Source organism: Sporosarcina sp. Marseille-Q4063 (genome assembly GCF_018309085.1).
Lineage (GTDB): Bacteria > Bacillota > Bacilli > Bacillales_A > Planococcaceae > Sporosarcina.
The window spans coordinates 1,574,853-1,587,610 of sequence record NZ_CP070502.1; the positions used below are offsets into that span (position 1 = coordinate 1,574,853).

12 protein-coding genes and 13 tRNA genes are annotated in these 12,758 nt (G+C 41.2%); 9 read left to right on the forward strand and 16 right to left on the reverse strand.

What is annotated here, in order from left to right:
• Positions 1 to 418: 418 nt before the first annotated feature.
• From JSQ81_RS08070 to JSQ81_RS08095, 6 genes are all read left to right on the forward strand, one after another.
• Entirely contained in the window at positions 419 to 1,759 is a 1,341-nt protein-coding gene (locus tag JSQ81_RS08070) for a hemolysin family protein (RefSeq protein WP_249336675.1), read from the forward strand.
• 56 nt (positions 1,760 to 1,815) lie between these two features.
• Positions 1,816 to 2,688, forward strand: coding sequence for a cation diffusion facilitator family transporter (locus JSQ81_RS08075; RefSeq protein ID WP_212607138.1), 873 nt, complete (start codon positions 1,816 to 1,818; stop codon positions 2,686 to 2,688).
• A gap of 223 nt (positions 2,689 to 2,911) precedes the next feature.
• Positions 2,912 to 3,982: a ribosome small subunit-dependent GTPase A gene (gene rsgA / locus JSQ81_RS08080; protein ID WP_371812542.1), complete on the forward strand. Its 1,071-nt coding sequence runs from the start codon at positions 2,912 to 2,914 to the stop codon at positions 3,980 to 3,982.
• A gap of 241 nt (positions 3,983 to 4,223) precedes the next feature.
• Positions 4,224 to 4,649 (forward strand): disulfide oxidoreductase, encoded by a 426-nt coding sequence (locus tag JSQ81_RS08085; protein WP_212607140.1) that lies wholly within the window; start codon positions 4,224 to 4,226, stop codon positions 4,647 to 4,649.
• A 1-nt stretch (position 4,650) separates the two neighbouring features.
• Positions 4,651 to 5,121 carry a thioredoxin family protein gene (locus JSQ81_RS08090; protein WP_212607141.1) on the forward strand — a complete coding sequence of 157 codons (471 nt, stop codon included), beginning with the start codon at positions 4,651 to 4,653 and terminating at the stop codon, positions 5,119 to 5,121.
• 24 nt (positions 5,122 to 5,145) lie between these two features.
• Positions 5,146 to 5,982: an RluA family pseudouridine synthase gene (locus tag JSQ81_RS08095; protein WP_212607142.1), complete on the forward strand. Its 837-nt coding sequence runs from the start codon at positions 5,146 to 5,148 to the stop codon at positions 5,980 to 5,982.
• Between the two features lie 45 nt (positions 5,983 to 6,027).
• Here the strand turns inward: JSQ81_RS08095 and JSQ81_RS08100 are convergent, their stop codons facing one another.
• A complete protein-coding gene (locus tag JSQ81_RS08100) occupies positions 6,028 to 6,807 on the reverse strand; it encodes an aldo/keto reductase (protein ID WP_212607599.1) in 780 nt (259 codons plus the stop codon).
• Positions 6,808 to 7,003: 196 nt separating this feature from the next.
• Between JSQ81_RS08100 and JSQ81_RS08105 the strand changes: the two genes are divergently transcribed.
• Entirely contained in the window at positions 7,004 to 8,305 is a 1,302-nt protein-coding gene (locus JSQ81_RS08105; RefSeq protein WP_212607143.1) for an NCS2 family permease, read from the forward strand.
• An 81-nt stretch (positions 8,306 to 8,386) separates the two neighbouring features.
• Positions 8,387 to 8,539, forward strand: coding sequence for a hypothetical protein (locus JSQ81_RS08110; RefSeq protein WP_212607766.1), 153 nt, complete (start codon positions 8,387 to 8,389; stop codon positions 8,537 to 8,539).
• 38 nt (positions 8,540 to 8,577) lie between these two features.
• Here JSQ81_RS08110 and trmL read toward each other — a convergent pair whose 3' ends face one another.
• Positions 8,578 to 9,051 carry a tRNA (uridine(34)/cytosine(34)/5-carboxymethylaminomethyluridine(34)-2'-O)-methyltransferase TrmL gene (trmL, locus tag JSQ81_RS08115; RefSeq protein WP_212607144.1) on the reverse strand — a complete coding sequence of 158 codons (474 nt, stop codon included), beginning with the start codon at positions 9,049 to 9,051 and terminating at the stop codon, positions 8,578 to 8,580.
• Positions 9,052 to 9,063: 12 nt separating this feature from the next.
• Complete coding sequence (gene queG, locus JSQ81_RS08120; RefSeq protein WP_212607145.1) at positions 9,064 to 10,212, reverse strand: tRNA epoxyqueuosine(34) reductase QueG; 1,149 nt, start codon at positions 10,210 to 10,212, stop codon at positions 9,064 to 9,066.
• A 56-nt stretch (positions 10,213 to 10,268) separates the two neighbouring features.
• Here queG and JSQ81_RS08125 point away from each other — a divergent pair, with 56 nt between their 5' ends.
• Entirely contained in the window at positions 10,269 to 10,964 is a 696-nt protein-coding gene (locus JSQ81_RS08125) for a B3/B4 domain-containing protein (RefSeq protein ID WP_212607146.1), read from the forward strand.
• 322 nt (positions 10,965 to 11,286) lie between these two features.
• Here the strand turns inward: JSQ81_RS08125 and JSQ81_RS08130 are convergent.
• The 13 genes from JSQ81_RS08130 to JSQ81_RS08190 all read right to left on the reverse strand — a co-directional run bounded on the left by JSQ81_RS08130 (position 11,287) and on the right by JSQ81_RS08190 (position 12,745).
• Positions 11,287 to 11,367, reverse strand: a tRNA-Leu gene (locus JSQ81_RS08130).
• 39 nt (positions 11,368 to 11,406) lie between these two features.
• Positions 11,407 to 11,480: transfer RNA gene (locus tag JSQ81_RS08135), tRNA-Cys, on the reverse strand.
• 10 nt (positions 11,481 to 11,490) lie between these two features.
• Positions 11,491 to 11,565: transfer RNA gene (locus JSQ81_RS08140), tRNA-Gly, on the reverse strand.
• Positions 11,566 to 11,570: 5 nt separating this feature from the next.
• Positions 11,571 to 11,642, reverse strand: a tRNA-Gln gene (locus JSQ81_RS08145).
• Between the two features lie 12 nt (positions 11,643 to 11,654).
• Positions 11,655 to 11,727: transfer RNA gene (locus tag JSQ81_RS08150), tRNA-His, on the reverse strand.
• A gap of 23 nt (positions 11,728 to 11,750) precedes the next feature.
• Positions 11,751 to 11,826, reverse strand: a tRNA-His gene (locus JSQ81_RS08155).
• A gap of 28 nt (positions 11,827 to 11,854) precedes the next feature.
• Positions 11,855 to 11,925: transfer RNA gene (locus JSQ81_RS08160), tRNA-Trp, on the reverse strand.
• A gap of 10 nt (positions 11,926 to 11,935) precedes the next feature.
• A tRNA-Tyr gene (locus JSQ81_RS08165) sits at positions 11,936 to 12,020 on the reverse strand.
• A gap of 25 nt (positions 12,021 to 12,045) precedes the next feature.
• Positions 12,046 to 12,121: transfer RNA gene (locus JSQ81_RS08170), tRNA-Phe, on the reverse strand.
• Positions 12,122 to 12,154: 33 nt separating this feature from the next.
• A tRNA-Asp gene (locus tag JSQ81_RS08175) sits at positions 12,155 to 12,230 on the reverse strand.
• A gap of 3 nt (positions 12,231 to 12,233) precedes the next feature.
• Positions 12,234 to 12,308, reverse strand: a tRNA-Met gene (locus JSQ81_RS08180).
• Positions 12,309 to 12,451: 143 nt separating this feature from the next.
• A tRNA-Val gene (locus JSQ81_RS08185) sits at positions 12,452 to 12,527 on the reverse strand.
• A 146-nt stretch (positions 12,528 to 12,673) separates the two neighbouring features.
• A tRNA-Glu gene (locus tag JSQ81_RS08190) sits at positions 12,674 to 12,745 on the reverse strand.
• Between the last annotated feature and the right edge of the window lie 13 nt (positions 12,746 to 12,758).

A 12,758-nucleotide genomic window follows, 5' to 3' on the forward strand; every position in this document is an offset into this window, starting at 1 on the left:
AGGAACGGCAGATATGCCATTCCGCTCAATTAATTAAATGAAAATTAACAGAAATCGGCTAGGCACGGTATTATTATTAAATTTATTCTTTTCATATCGTTTATTTTATTCATGGTCCGCACCTTCCTTTCTATTTCGGTTTTCGAAAGTTTTCGATTAAATTCAGATTAACACTACCAATTCTAATATGTCAATACTTTTTGAAATTAAAGTTAATTAATTCGCGGTAATTTTATTGTATGTTGAAATTAGAAATAAATGTGCAAATAATATTTTCCTAGTTTACACGAGTCTACAAGCGTATCCAATTGTATTTTTCCTATAAATAATTTATCATAGACTTAACTAACGATTTTACCACTACAGGAGGTGTACACTTCGTTCTACCCCCCATTTGGGTTTGGAATGAAGTAATTATTTGGAAATTGCCATACGATTGACAGCATTTGCTGTCTTGATCGCCCTCACCGCATTTTTCGTTGCGAGTGAATTTGCAATTGTGAAGATAAGGACAACACGAATAAACCAGCTCGTTGCCGAAGGTCACCCGAAAGCAATGAATGCTAAAAGAGTAATCAGTAATTTGGATGAATATTTATCCGCGTGTCAATTAGGGATAACGATAACTGCTCTCGGTCTCGGGATGCTCGGCGAACCGACCGTGAAATTAATGCTGAGTCCAGTCTTCGCCTATTTTGACACAACGTCAAGTGTAGCAAGCATCCTTTCTTTCATCATCGCCTTTACATTCGTAACATTTTTGCATGTTGTTGTTGGTGAATTGGCTCCCAAAACGATTGCGATTCAAAAAGCGGAGGAAATAGCGCTATTATTCGCTAAACCGCTCATATTGTTTTTTCATATAATGTATCCAGTTATTAAAGGAATGAACGGCTCTGCTCGTTTTATTCTAAAGTTATTAGGCTTCAAATCGATTTCCGATTCAGACGTTGCCCATACGGAAGACGAATTACGATTGATTTTATCCGATAGTTTAAAAGGCGGAGAGATCAATCAAGCGGAATATAAATATGTAAATAAAATATTTGAATTCGATGATCGTGTAGCCAAAGAAATTATGGCCCCACGAACAGAAATGATGACCATTGATAAAGAAATGACCTTGAGTCAAGTATTTGATATGTCGGGCGTTGAACAATATACGCGTTATCCAGTGACAGATGGTGATAAAGACCATATTATCGGCCTTATAAATATGAAAAATTTATTAACCGAATATATTAAAGATCCTACAGTAGGCAATCAACCTGTAGTCAATCATATGCAACCTATTATTAGCGTCATTGAAACGATTCCGATTGGCGACTTGCTGCTGAAAATTCAACGTGAACGAATCCATATGGCTGTTCTTATGGACGAATACGGCGGAACATCGGGGCTAGTCACGATTGAAGATATCTTGGAAGAAATCGTCGGGGATATCCGTGATGAGTTCGATACAGATGAAGTTCCTGAAGTTCAAAAAGTCGGAGAAAACCATTATATATTTGATGCAAAGTTACTTATTGAAGAGGTAAATGGAATTCTTGGTATTTCAATTGATGAAGAAGATATTGATACAATCGGCGGTTGGTTCATGACTGAACGCTTCGAAGCCATGAAAGGTGAAAAAATTATTGAACAAGGCTTTGAATTTATGATTAAAGATATGGATGGACATCACATACTGTATTTAGAAGTTTTGAAACACGAAGAGGAAGAAGCCGAAGATAGCGTTGAATTGTCGGCAGAATCCTAATAAAAGAGCGACTCTCCGTAAGGGGGTCGTTTTTTCATGCGGAAGGCGGTTGCTATATGGAACTCTATTCTAATTTGAAAGAAGGCGAAAAAGGGGCTTGGCTTAGTATTTGGACATACCTTGCACTAAGTGCCGTGAAACTTATTATTGGGTATATCGGATCTTCAGAAGCATTGAAAGCGGATGGGCTGAATAATACAACAGATATTATCGCGTCTATCGCAATTTTAGTTGGTTTACGGATCGCCCAAAAACCACCAGATGCGGATCACCAATATGGTCATATGCGGGCAGAAACGGTTGCGTCTCTTGTCGCCGCCTTCATCATGGCCTTCGTTGGTTTTCAAATATTACTTAGCGCAGGAAAATCAATCATCAATCCGGTAAAAGCATCACCTTCAATGCTGACTGCGGTTGTTGCAATCTTAAGTGCACTCGTGATGTTTTTGGTTTATCGATATAATTTAAACCTTTCAAAACGAATCAAAAGTGAAGCTGTTCGTGCTGCAGCATATGATAATCGTTCAGATGCCCTTGTCAGTGTTGGAACTGCCGTCGGGATTCTCGGAGCTGTGATCGGATTCCCGATTATCGACTCAATAACGGCTTTCATCATCGGTCTTTTAGTTATATACACGGCATGGAAAATCTTCTATCCAAGCGTCCATACGCTGACAGATGGTTTTGACGAAGATGATGTTGAATCACTCTCCGAAATCGTTCTTCGGGTCGAAGGTGTTGTCAAACTGAAAGAATTCAAAGGTCGCATGCACGGTAATTTAATGTTTATTGACCTGACGATAACGGTGAATCCAATACTCAACGTCATTCAAAGCCACCGGATCACTGAAGAAATTGAACGGAAAATCGGCGCTAAGAAACCACATTCCGTAATCCTAGTCCATATTGAACCTGATTTGACGAATTGACATTACTGCCATTGTTTGCTAACATGATTATTAATCAACAGGAAAGAGGTGAAGTGTTATGAATACTTTCAATATGGCTATTGTTGAATATCTGATTGGACCCATACCTTCGCCTGAAGTGTTTTTTTCCTAAGCATTTTTTTCTGTTCCGTGCGAATGAACCGTGGCGTCCAATCAGGATGTCACGGTTTTTTATTTGCAAAAACAGGAGGAATTATAATTGATTACACTAAAAGAATATGGTTGGAATAATACCCATGAAGCAAATTGGGAAGAGATAGATAATGAAAAATGCGTTCCAGGACGTATCACGCTTGAACATAAAAAAATGTATCGCGTCATCACCACTGAAGGTGAATGGTTATCTGTTTGTTCTGGTTCAATGCAATATGAAGCAACTGAACGCAAAGATTTTCCCGCTGTTGGCGACTGGGTTGCAGTCGAAAAAATGCCCGGAGAGGAACGTGGAATTATCCATGCGATTCTACCAAGAACATCACTTTTCTCAAGAAAAGTCGCGGGAATGACAATTGCTGAACAAATTATCGCCGTCAATATCGATATCGTGTTCCTTGTCATGTCGATGAATAATGATTTCAACGCAAGAAGACTTGAACGATACCTTGTAGCTGCCTATGATTCCGGTGCAACGCCCATCGTCGTGTTGACGAAAAAAGACATGTGCGACGATACTTCCTTTTATATTGAAGTGGCTCAAAATATCGCACTAGGCGCGGAAATATTCGCAGTAAGTAATGTGACTGGTGAAGGAATCGATGAATTAACGGCTTTGCTGAAAAACAATAAAACAGCGGCTCTCCTAGGCTCATCAGGTGTCGGAAAGTCATCAATAATGAACGCAATTTGCGGCAGTGAAATGATGGCCGTACAAGGCATCCGTGAAGATGACGCAAAAGGTCGCCATACAACTACCCATCGTGAACTCATCAAAATTCCGACCGGCGGCATTCTCATTGACACACCTGGTATGAGGGAATTTCAATTATGGGATAATAATGAAAGCCTCGATTCGGGATTCCAAGACATAAATGATTTGGCAAACAACTGTAAATTCATTGACTGCCAACATAATAACGAACCCGGCTGTGCCATTCAAAATGCCCTTTCCACAGGGGAATTAGCTGAAGATCGCTATAGCAGCTATTTGAAATTACAAAAAGAGTTAGCATTCCTTGACCGAAAATTGGACCGCGCTGCTCAAGCCACAGAAAGAAACAAATGGAAAAAAATTACGAAAAGCATGCGCAAACATCCGTCGAAGAAAAATAAATAGAAATAACGAAAGAAGTGGAGAATCACAATGCAGTGATTCTCCACTTTTCTCTTTATACCAACCATCTGTCATACGGCTTGTATTTAACCTCAATCGATATGAATAATAGATTAATCTCATTAAAATAATGACACAGCCTTTTCACACCTCACATACAACTAGCAATCTGCGGTGAAGAATAATTTACTTGCATCGGCATTCACTTTATAATCAAAGATGTAATTATATAAGGGGTGGTTAAATGCAAAAACGGCAAGAAAACGGGCTGATATTCATCTCAATCGTATCTTTAGTCGCCACTTTGGGGTCATTATATTTCTCACAAATACGCGGATTTGAGCCCTGCACACTTTGCTGGTACCAACGAATTTTGATGTATCCAATCATACTTATTGCAGGTATTGGTCTTTTTCAAAAAAACGCTAATAGCGCATTAACAACAGCTGTCTTTGCGTTTATCGGTGGAGGGATTTCACTTTATCATTATGGAATTCAAAAACTCGCATTCCTAAGCGACAGCGCACCTGCATGCGGGGATGTACCATGTACAGGGCAATATATTAATTACTTTGGGTTCGTTACGATTCCATTTCTCGCACTACTTGCATTTTTACTTATCGCAATCACAAGCCTTTTCATGATGAAATGGCAAAAGGAGACGAAATAAATTGAAAAAATTATTAGTCATTGGCGGCATCATCGTTGCTATCTTTATTCTCATTGTTGTTCTTACCAACAAATCGAATGAAACAAAACTGAAAGATAATCCATACGGCACGGAAAAACTAGAACAATCAACCATTAACCTAATCGGCAATGAAAACTACAACAATATTATCTTGCCCGATGAATTGGCAAAAAAAATTAAATCAGGTGATCCAGTGACAGCATACTTTTTCAGCCCTGATTGCCCGTACTGCATGGAAATGACGCCTGTTCTTATGCCGATTGCAAAAGAGATGGACGTTACTGTGTATCAGTACAACTTACTTGAATTCAATCCACAAGCTTCATCTTACGGAATTAGATCAACACCTACACTTATCCACTTTAGAGACGGAAAAGAAGTTGGAAGAATGGTCGGAGCTCAACCAGCAGATAATATTCGTTTATTTTTCGAAGAATATGAATCAGAGTGAGTTATTTTGGAAGGATGAAATTTTATGAGTTCATTTAAATACACAACGACGGAAGAAGGTTCGACGATTGAACATCTTCTCCGCGAACAATGGCAAGCAGGAAAAAAGACAGTTCACTTAATGCGAATGGCTAAAAGTGTAACTGGAACTGACGGTGAGCCAATCGATTGGCGAACGCCTCTTGCCGCGGGTACTGAATTAACTTTCACTGTTCCCGATGCCAATTCATCGTATATTCCCGAAGAAAAGGAACTACAAATCCTGTTTGAAGATGAACATATTATTGCAGTAAATAAACCCGCAGGAATTACGACTCACCCCGATGGTCCAGGGCAAAACGGTACATTGATGAACTTCGTCATGGCATACGTTGCCAATCAAGGCGGAGAGTATGCAGAACATATTCACCGACTCGACAAAGGAACTTCCGGCGTACTGCTCATCGCGAAGCACCCGATTGCAAAAGCACTTTTTGATCGAATGATCGAGCGCAATGAAATCGTTCGGAAATACGAAGCGGAAGTAGACGACCAACTAAAAAGACCAAAAGGAACCATCAAACTTCCAATCGGTCGAGATCGTCACCATCCAGCAAAACGTATTGTTTCGCTCTCCGGCCAATCAGCAGTAACACATTTCCGTGTGATTGAACGTAAAGCAGATTCAACAATCGTGGAAGCTGAACTTGAAACAGGACGCACACACCAAATTCGTGTCCATCTCGCGCATCTTGGACATCCCGTAGTTGGCGACACGCTATACGGCGGTAGTCAAACTAATGACGGCGAGTTCCGCCTAACAGCAACGGGATTATCATTCATTCATCCATTTACGAAGGAAAAAATAAGTATAGAACAATAAAAAAATGCCTGGGGAGCTATTCTTTTCCCTAGGCATTTTTTCATCTTAAAAATCTTCCGGATTTGATCCAACACGCTCATTTAAGTTTAATGCATTAATTTTTTTCATCTCTTCTTCAGTTAATTCAAAATCAGCAACATCGATATTTTCATCGATTCTTTGTGGTGTGACCGATTTAGGAATAACGATTAAATCACTTTGTAAATGCCAACGAATAATAACTTGTGCAGATGTCTTTCCATATTTACTTCCTATGCTTTCTAGTAACGGATCAGATAATAATTCTCCGCCTCTTGCCAATGGCGACCAAGAAGTAACCGCAATATTATTTTCAGCGCAAAATTGTCGTAAAGGCTCTTGGATCAATCTTGGATGAACTTCCACTTGATTGACCATCGGACGAATATTGGCTTTCGCAAAAACTTTTTCTAAATGATGGATATGATGATTCGAAACACCCGTTGAACGGATCAATTTTTCATCATATAAACGTTCAATCGCCTGATACGTCTCGACAAAGCTATCTTTCACCGGCCAATGCGTTAAATACAAATCCAAGTAATCAAGTTCTAACTTTTCTAGAGAAACTTCAAATGCGCGCAATGTTTCATCGTAACCTTGATCTGTATTCCAAACTTTAGATGTGATGAATAGATTTTCTCTTGGAATGCCCGAAAGGCGAATCGCTTCTCCAGTTTCTTTTTCATTCCCATAAACTGCCGCTGTATCAACGGCACGATATCCTGTTTTTATGGCATGCGTAATCGCGTCGACTGTTTCTTCGGGGTCTTGCATTTTATAAACACCAAGTCCAAGTCGCGGCATTTTAACTCCATTTGAGAGTAATTTCGTTTCATTATATACACTCACTAGATATTCCTCCCCTTTATTTATACGCTTTTATTATACAAGCGAGAAATCTTTTTGACTATGAATTGCATTTCTACTTGAAATTACAGTGAAAAACGAATACTATTGATAACGGACTTAAAATCGTTCGTGTTTTGAAAGGAGAATTTTTGTGTTTCATTTAAAAGATCAACAAACGACTGCAAAAACTGAAATCCTTGCCGGTATGACAACTTTTCTTACGATGGCATATATAATCATAGTTAACCCGATAATACTAGCTGATGCAGGCGTTCCCTTCGACCAGGTATTTCTCGCGACAATTATCGCCGCAGCCGTCGGAACGCTATGGATGGCGCTATTTGCCAATTATCCAATTGCGATTGCGCCTGGCATGGGCTTGAATGCATATTTCACATCTGTTGTCCTGGCTTCAGATGGACAATTAGATTACATGACCGCATTCTCCGCTGTCTTTATTGCTGGTATTTTATTCGTTATTTTATCATTGACACCTTTTAGGGAAAAACTGATTAAATCTATACCTGAAAACTTGAAGCATGGAATTACTGCAGGAATTGGGCTGTTCATTGCTTTTATTGGATTAAAACTTTCCAAAATTGTCATAAGCCATGAAACAAATCTTGTTCAATTAGGAGATCTCACTTCTCCCCCTGTATTACTTGCATTGTTTGGGCTAATGGTCACTGTCGTTCTTATGACGTTAAATATTTATGGGTCAATTTTTATCGGAATGATTTTAACGGGAATTTTAGCTGTCTTTACAGGTCAACTGGAGTTCAAAGGCAGCTTGTGGCAAGTTCCATCATTACCCGAAGGCATTCTTGTCTGGAATCCTGTAAACGCAATAAATGATGTCATTTCTCACGGACTTTACGGTGTCGTGTTCGCATTTTTAATTGTTACGCTGTTTGATACAACTGGAACAATGATTGGAGTCGCCAAGCAAGCTGGACTTATGAGAGGAAACACATTGCCGCGTGCACGTCACGCTCTGCTCGCTGACTCTGTTGCGACTTCTGTTGGGGCAATGTTCGGAACGAGTCCTACTTCTGCTTACATTGAATCCTCATCGGGTGTAGCCGTAGGTGGTCGTACTGGCTTGACGACATTAACAGTTGGCGTATTATTTATGGTCGCAGCATTTTTCGGACCATTAGTTAGTACTTTATCGGGCGTATCCGCAATTACCGCTCCTGCATTAATTATTGTCGGTAGCTTGATGATAAGCGTTGTAAAAGAAATTGACTGGGATTCATTTGACGAAGCTTTTCCCGCATTTCTGATCATATTAACGATGCCATTAACATCCAGCATCGCAACTGGGATTGCACTTGGATTCATTTCTTATCCACTTTTAAAAGTTGTTAAAGGTAAATGGAGAGAAGTTCCAGTCCTACTATACATTTTTGCAGTCCTCTTTTTGTATCAGTTACTATTTTTGCCACATTAATAAGTTGGCGGGGATTTCATTTTTCATTTATATAGGGTATACTTAAAGAAGAATACACTGACTTAACAGGAGGTACATTCAATGGAAACTTTCTTTACATGGTTAGGCGAGCAAATGAACCTAATTCTTGTTTTAGGTGTGTGCGTTGCATTCCTATCTGCAATTCTTACAGGTGGATACGAGGACAAGCCTGGAACGAAACAAAAATCTAAAAAAGGCCACCAGCCTACATGAACAAAAATGGGACTCGCCAAATTGGCGGTCCCATTTTTTTAATGTAAATTAGGAAATGATTGTTGTCGAAGCGCTTCATAAACTAAAATAGCCGCCGTATTCGATAAGTTAAGTGCCCGAATATGATCATTCATCGGAATCCGAAGACAGCGATCTTCATTCTCCCGAATAATTTCATCTGGTAGTCCAGTCGTTTCTTTGCCAAAAACAAAGAATATATCCGCTGAAGTTTCCGAGTAATCAAAGGAGGAATACGACTTTTTTCCAAACTTCGTGATGAAATAAAATTGCGCCTCTGGATACTTATCGAATAACTCATAAATTCCATCATGGTAGGATACATCTACATGATTCCAGTAGTCTAGCCCTGCTCTTTTCAACATTTTATCCTCTGTCGAAAACCCAAGTGGTTTAATTAGGTGAAGTTTAGCTCCAGTTCCTGCACAAGTTCTTGCAATGTTTCCCGTATTCGCCGGGATAGCTGGTTCAAATAATGCGACATGTATTGCCATTTCAGCACTTCCTTAACTTTGTGGATTTTCAAGCATTTCTTTATCAATCGCTTTTTGTAATTCTGCGAGTACAGATGGATTTTCTTCCTTTTCAAGTGCCTGGCGAATACCTTCATAACTTTTCTCTGTTCCTATTTCTCCAAGTGCCCAAGCGATCGTTCCCCGCATCATCGGTCGTTGATCATTTAACAACATATCGATTAGTTCGGGCACAGATGATTCTTCCTTGAAATGTGCAAGTCCAATGACTGCATTTCTTTGAATCGGATTTTTACCGCGCCAGGAACCAGCTACATTCCCAAACCGCTCTCTAAACTGACGATTCGATAAGCGAAGGATTGGTTGTAAAAGTGGTTTCGCCAATTCTGGATCCGGGTGAAAAGCTCGTTGATGCAAGTTGTGTTTTTTCCGGTTCTTAGGACAAACAGTTTGGCAAGTATCACAGCCATACACACGATTGCCGATCTTAGCTCGGAATTCTTCCGGAATCGGTGTTTTCGTTTGCGTGAGAAAAGCAATACAACGCTGCGCATCAAGTTGCCCACCTTGGATCAGCGCACCTGTCGGACAAGCATCTAAACAAAGCGTACAATCCCCGCACTCATCCTCCATCGGCTGATCCGGTGCGAACGGTATATTCGTAATCATTTCTCCAAGATAAACATAAGAACCAAACTCAGGCGTTATAATCGAACAATTTTTCGCAGACCAACCAATGCCCGCTCGTTCGGCTACTGCCCTGTCAGCTAGTTCTCCTGTATCAACCATTGAACGAAGCTTTGCGGATGGCACATGTTCAATGATGAACTCCTCCAGTAGCTTTAATCTCTCCCGCAGAACAATATGGTAATCCGTTCCCCATGAAGCACGACAAAAAATTCCTCGGCGTTCACCCTTTTTTCCTCTAGGCGAGTTTTCCATCCGGGAAGGATAAGCGATTGCAATAGAAATTATACTCTCTGCTTGATCAAGAAGAAGTGCGGGTTCTGTACGTTTATCCAAATCCTTTTCCTCAAACCCCGATTGATAACCGAGTTCCTGTTGACGAACTAAACGATTTTTTAATTCGCGGAACGGTGCTGCTGTCGTAAAACCAATTTTATCGATCCCGATTGTCTTCGCATAATTTATGACTTCTTGTTGTAATTCGAGTGTATTCATTTGAAAACACCTCCTCTATGGTAAAATTAAAATATATTAAATAAAGGGTGATGACATTGAAGTTAAATTTAGATCCTGCACTTTTGGAAATTGTACCTACCTTTAAATTAGGCCTTAACCATTATACCAAAATTACCGTCTCAGAATCTCCTCAAATGCTAAAAGGTCGCTTACAATTATTTCAAGAACATCTTTTCTTCGACCTTGACGACAAAGCAGTGACTGATTTTCCCGGGATTAAAGAATGGCGCGAGGTCTGGAAATCATTCGGCGCCAATCCAAGTCGCCATCGCCATTCGACCGAAGCACTTATGCGACGTATTGCGAAGCAAAACTATTTGAGTTCATTTCACTCTGCAGTTGATTTAAATAATTTCTTTTCACTGCAATATGAAATCCCTGTTGGAATTTACGACGCGGACAAAATCAATGGGAACGTCACGCTTTCCGTCGGTACTAAGGACAGCGGATATGATGGATTGAATGGCCGTTTTAATTCTTTGGAGAACATATTAATCCTATCGGATGATGAGGGTCCATTTGGTAGCCCCTACGTCGATTCTGCCCGTACTGCCGTGACGGAAGACACGACTAAAGCACTTCACGTCTTCTTCCTTCGCCCATCAATGAAGTCAACTGAGTCGCTCGAATTAACAACCGCAGCTGGCAAGATGTTTACGGAGATTAGTAGTGGCGATGCTCAAGCCTATGTTTTACATGAAAATCAACCTTCGATTACAATTGAAGAATAGTAAAACGACTGGGAACAATCCTAATGGTGTCAGCCTATACCCTAACCGTGAAAATCGCTCCTACCGCTTTGGTGGTTAGGAGTGATTTTTATTCTCTCTTAGTATATCTTTTCGCTTTCAGCAATTCTTTTAAGCGCCCTCGCACGGCTTTGGTAAATTTCCAAGATCAAAGCAACGTTCAATAGGTGCATGAACTTATTCCATATGCTCAATTAATGGGATCTTTAGCCCTCCAACTTCTTTCATCCGCTGTTACACACTGCTTAACTCCCCGTTATAAAATCAAAAAAGACACAACCGAAGTTGTGTCTTTTTTTCTTAATACCCGAGGCCGGACTTGAACCGGCACGCCTCGCGGCATCGCATTTTGAGTGCGACGTGTCTGCCATTCCACCACTCGGGCGAAGAAAGGATATATAATAATAAACAAATAAAATCAAATTGGAGGCGGCAACCGGAATCGAACCGGTGGTAAGGGTGTTGCAGACCCGTGCCTTACCGCTTGGCTATGCCGCCATTGTAAAATTGGAGCGGAAGACGGGATTCGAACCCGCGACCCCGACCTTGGCAAGGTCGTATTCTACCGCTGAACTACTTCCGCAAAAACTGGGGTAGCTGGATTCGAACCAACGAATAACGGAGTCAAAGTCCGTTGCCTTACCGCTTGGCTATACCCCAAAAATCAAAAAGGGCGGCTGAGGGGAATCGAACCCCCGAATGTCGGAACCACAATCCGATGCGTTAACCACTTCGCCACAACCGCCATGATGGTAGTTACTATTTAAATGGGGCGGCTGAGGGGAATCGAACCCCCGAGTGTCGGAACCACAATCCGATGCGTTAACCACTTCGCCACAACCGCCATTATGATAGGTTTGTTTTAAAGATAACAGGGGTAGTAGGATTCGAACCCACACCAAAGGTTTTGGAGACCTTGATTCTACCGTTAAACTATACCCCTAAATTAAAAATGGTGGTGGGGGACGGATTCGAACCGCCGAACCCTGAGGGAGCGGATTTACAGTCCGCCGCGTTTAGCCACTTCGCTACCCCACCAATATGAATCTTATTACTATAAAAATGGTGGCTCAGGACGGAATCGAACCGCCGACACAAGGATTTTCAGTCCTTTGCTCTACCGACTGAGCTACTGAGCCATGCAAAATATGTGTTACTTTCAAATATATCAATGGCGGTCCCGACGGGAATCGAACCCGCGATCTCCTGCGTGACAGGCAGGCATGTTAACCGCTACACCACGGGACCATTTGGTTGCGGGGACAGGATTTGAACCTGTGACCTTCGGATTATGAGCCCGACGAGCTACCACTGCTCCACCCCGCGACAATAATATAGGAATTACTTTGTGATTATACGCATTTAGCGTGTTTGACACCTTACGCTTCGCTGTCGGTGTTAATCGCATTCTTCGTTATACGATTTGCTCCACCCCGCGACAATAATATAGGAACTACTTTGTAGATTTATGGTGGAGGATGACGGGCTCGAACCGCCGACCCCCTGCTTGTAAGGCAGGTGCTCTCCCAGCTGAGCTAATCCTCCGTAGAAATTGCTGGTGTTTATAACCTTTTTCCGGCAAGTGCTATTTTCGATAAGTGCCTCGAAAATATGCCTCAATGTCAAAACTTAGTTTTGACAGGTGATTCAAGGAAGAATTTTGGAACGCTTTGCGTTCCAAATTTCTCTAATGACCCCTACGGGATTCGAACCCGTGATACCGCCGTGAAAGGGCGGTGTCTTAACCGCTTGACCAAGGGGCCTAGATAATAATGC